This is a genomic window from Sphingopyxis sp., from assembly GCF_036402335.1.
GTDB lineage: Bacteria > Pseudomonadota > Alphaproteobacteria > Sphingomonadales > Sphingomonadaceae > Sphingopyxis.
In genome coordinates, this window is sequence record NZ_DASWTD010000662.1 from 1 (window position 1) to 3,502 (window position 3,502).

Sequence of the window (3,502 nt, forward strand, 5' to 3'; positions counted from 1 at the left end):
CCCATGCCGGGGCGCCCGGCGAGGATCATCAAGTCCGAATTGTGCATGCCGCCGATCTTGGCGTTCATGCTGGAGATACCGGTGGTGATCCCCGAGAGGTGGCCGCCCGAGTTGAGTGCGCGTTCGGCCGCCTGCAGCGCGACGAGGCTCGCCTGGCTGAAATTCTTGACCGACCCCATCTCGGCCTCGCCGCCTGCGACGCGGTAGAGCGCGGTTTCGGCCTCCTCGATCTGTGCCTGCGGATCGACGCGTTCGCTGGTGTCCAGCGCATTGTCGACGAGCGTGCGGCCGACGCCGGCCAGCTCGCGAAGCAGCGCGAGATCAAAAATCTGCCGCGCGAAATCGCGCGCGCCGATCAGGCCCGCCCCGCTGCCGGTGAGCTGCGCGAGATAACCGACGCCGCCAACCGCCTTCATCGCCTCGTCGGCCTCGAAATAGGGCTTCAGCGTCACCGGGGTCGCGATGCTGTTGCGTTCGATCAGCGCCATCGTCTGCTGGAAAATCCGGCCGTGGAGCGGTTCGAAAAAATGCTCGGGATTGAGCGCGACGGGCAGATCCTCGACGACTCGGTTGTCGATCAGAATCGCGCCGAGAAACGCGGCCTCGGCCTCGATATTGCGCGGCATCTGGCGCTCGTCCCCGGCCGGCGCCGGGGTAGGAAACAAGGCAATCTCTGGCATGGCCATACCATGCGATGTTCGCTCAACAGGTGCAACCGGATTGACCTTGCTCATCCGCACGACCGTGGAACCATCTGGGGATAAGTTTCAAACCCGTTCGCATCGAGCGAAGTCGAGATGCCCCTCGGGCTAGGCGTTGTGTCGATGGGTGTCTCGACTTCGCTCGACACGAACGGGAATTGATGTGTCGCCAAGTCGCCCCCTTGCCCTTCGGCCCGGGCCAAGTAGAAGCACGAAGAATATGGCCGACGCAGACCCTTCGAAACAACGGATCATTTCGATCGAGCTCGACGAGGGGTCGATCGTGTGGCGCAATCCCGATGTCGAACAGGAGCGCCGCGTCGCGATTTTCGACCTGATCGAGGATAACAAGTTCGTCCCCCAGCGCGGGCACGAGGACGGCTATGCCGGTCCCTATCGCTTGATGCTGCGTGTCGAGGACGGCCGACTCATCTTTGAAATTTCTCGAGAAGATGGCTCGCCGCTTGAGGCGATCATCCTCGGGCTCGGGCGTTTTCGCCGGCCGATCCGCGACTATTTCGCGATCTGCGACAGCTATTATCAGGCGATCAAGACCTCGACCGCGCAGCAGATCGAGACCGTCGACATGGCGCGGCGCGGCCTGCATAACGAGGCCGCCGAGATGCTGATGGATCGGCTCGACGGAAAGATTGCGGTCGATTTCGACACGGCGCGGCGGCTGTTCACGCTGATCTGCGTCCTCCACATCAAGGGTTGAGAATGGCGACGGGGGCGGTCAGGGGCAAGCGACCGGCAAAGCCGGGTGGCGATTGGCGCGCCGCGATCGCACGCGCGCTGCGCCGGACCGGCGCAACGATCGCCTTGCTCCTGCTTGCCGCGGGCCTCGCCCTGTGGTGGGCGGCGCGCTGGACACCCGACCACACGCTCTATCCGACGCAGGGCGTCACGATCGATGCCGGTAACGGCGATGTCCATTGGGGGTCGATCAAGGCGGCGGGCGCAGATTTCGCCTATATCATGGGAACCGACGGATCGGCCGCCGTCGACCCGAAATTCGCGCGCAACATGGCCGCGGCGCGCGAGGCGGGGGTGCAAGCCGGTGCGATCCACCGGTACAGCCTCTGCCAGCTCGCGACCGACCAGGCGGCCAATTTCATCCGCCACGTACCCCGACGAGCAGACGCCCTCCCCGCGGTGGTGTGGCTCGACTATGACGACCGCTGCCCCGACCGGCCGACCCGCGCACTGCTCCTGTCCGAACTCGCCACGTTTCTGGCGCAGATCGAGGCGCATATGGGCAAACGCAGCCTGATCGCCCCCGGCCCGGCGTTCGAGAGCGACTATAAGGTGACGCAGGGCATCGCGCGCACGACCTGGCTGCGACGCGACTTTTTCGAACCCGATTATGGCGCACATCCCTGGGCGATGTGGCAGGCGAATAATTATGTTCGCGTGTCGGGTGCCGAGGGCACCGTCGGCTGGAATGTGCTGCGCCCGCAAGGAGAGCAACGATGACCGAAACCCTTCCCGACGCACGGGCTGCGCTGATCGATGCCGCGCGCGACGCTGCGAGCCGCGCCTATGCGCCCTATTCGGGGTTTCACGTCGGCGCCGCGCTGCTGCTGAAGAATGGCGATGTCGTCACCGGCGCCAATGTCGAGAATGCGAGCTATGGCCTCACTCTCTGCGCGGAAACCGCGGCGATCGCAAAGATCGCCAACGAAGGCTGGATCGGCGAGCTTGCCGAGGTCGCGATTGTCGGCGGCCGCCCCGATGGCGATGCCCTGACCGGCGGCGAGCCGGTCCATCCGTGCGGCCGCTGCCGCCAGATCCTCAACGAAGCCGCCGAGCGCTCGAAGACCGATATACTCGTCCATTGCGCCTCGGGCGACGGCAGCACGATGAAGACCTACAGGCTCAGCGAGCTCCTTCCCGCTTCGTTCGGGCCGAAGGACCTCGGCCTGATCGACTGACCGCTTGCGCAACCCCCGCAGGACCGACAAGAGACACGCATGAGCATTCTTTCCGACCGCTGGATTCGCGAAGCCGCCCGGACGCAGGGCATGATCGAACCTTTTGTCGAGGCGCAGCGCCGCGACGGCTGCATCAGCTACGGCCTCTCCTCCTACGGCTATGACGCACGCGTCGCGCCCGAGTTCAAGATTTTCACCAACGTCGACAGTACGATCGTCGATCCGAAGGATTTCGACCCGAAGAATTTCGTCGACCGCGAAACCGACGTCTGCATCATCCCGCCGAACAGCTTCGCGCTCGCCCGCACGGTCGAATATTTCCGCATCCCGCGCGACGTGCTGGTGATCTGCCTCGGCAAGTCGACCTATGCACGCTGCGGGATTATCGTGAACGTCACCCCGCTCGAGCCCGGCTGGGAAGGCCATGTCACGCTCGAATTCTCGAACACCACCCCCCTGCCCGCCAAGATTTATGCCAACGAAGGGGCGTGCCAATTCCTCTTCCTGCAGGGCAACGAGCCGTGCGAAACGAGCTACGCCGACCGCGCGGGCAAATATATGGGGCAGAAGGGCGTCACGCTGCCGAAGCTATAGGAATCCGGACCAAATTTACTATATGCCCTTAAACGATTGTCACCGTTGGAGATATGACCAAATTTAATGACCAAACTTTGCAGAGACCAATATTGAATGGCGCTGTACTGCTCGCCGTTGAAGAGCTCCAAGCCAATGATATATTGTTTCTTGCACAGATATAAAACGGAGTGCTCCAGTTTACCGAATTAGCCGTGACTTGGGTGGAAGAGGTTGCATCCAATATGATTGTTCCCACCGGAAACGGACATGTTGTCGATGTGGCGGTCAAAG

5 protein-coding genes are annotated in these 3,502 nt (G+C 62.9%); 4 read left to right on the plus strand and 1 reads right to left on the minus strand.

Translation table 11 applies throughout. The annotated features are described in order from the left end of the window. Positions 1-680, minus strand: a 680-nt coding sequence (locus VGD20_RS21195) for a DnaB-like helicase N-terminal domain-containing protein (protein WP_331136349.1), incomplete at its 3' end; no start/stop codon positions are given. Between the two features lie 241 nt (positions 681-921). Between VGD20_RS21195 and VGD20_RS21200 the strand changes: the two genes are divergently transcribed. Genes VGD20_RS21200 through dcd form a run of 4 tightly spaced genes read left to right on the plus strand, consistent with a single transcriptional unit; the run spans position 922 to position 3,229 of the window. After that, positions 922-1,419, plus strand: coding sequence for a UPF0262 family protein (locus VGD20_RS21200; protein WP_331136350.1), 498 nt, complete (start codon positions 922-924; stop codon positions 1,417-1,419). 2 nt (positions 1,420-1,421) lie between these two features. Continuing rightward, positions 1,422-2,177: a GH25 family lysozyme gene (locus tag VGD20_RS21205; protein WP_331136351.1), complete on the plus strand. Its 756-nt coding sequence runs from the start codon at positions 1,422-1,424 to the stop codon at positions 2,175-2,177. Then, positions 2,174-2,635, plus strand: a complete 462-nt coding sequence (locus tag VGD20_RS21210; RefSeq protein WP_331136352.1) for a cytidine deaminase — start codon at positions 2,174-2,176, stop codon at positions 2,633-2,635. Before VGD20_RS21205 ends, VGD20_RS21210 begins: the two co-directional genes overlap by 4 nt. Positions 2,636-2,674: 39 nt before the next feature. Continuing rightward, positions 2,675-3,229 (plus strand): dCTP deaminase, encoded by a 555-nt coding sequence (gene dcd, locus VGD20_RS21215; protein ID WP_331136353.1) that lies wholly within the window; start codon positions 2,675-2,677, stop codon positions 3,227-3,229. Positions 3,230-3,502 lie beyond the last annotated feature (273 nt).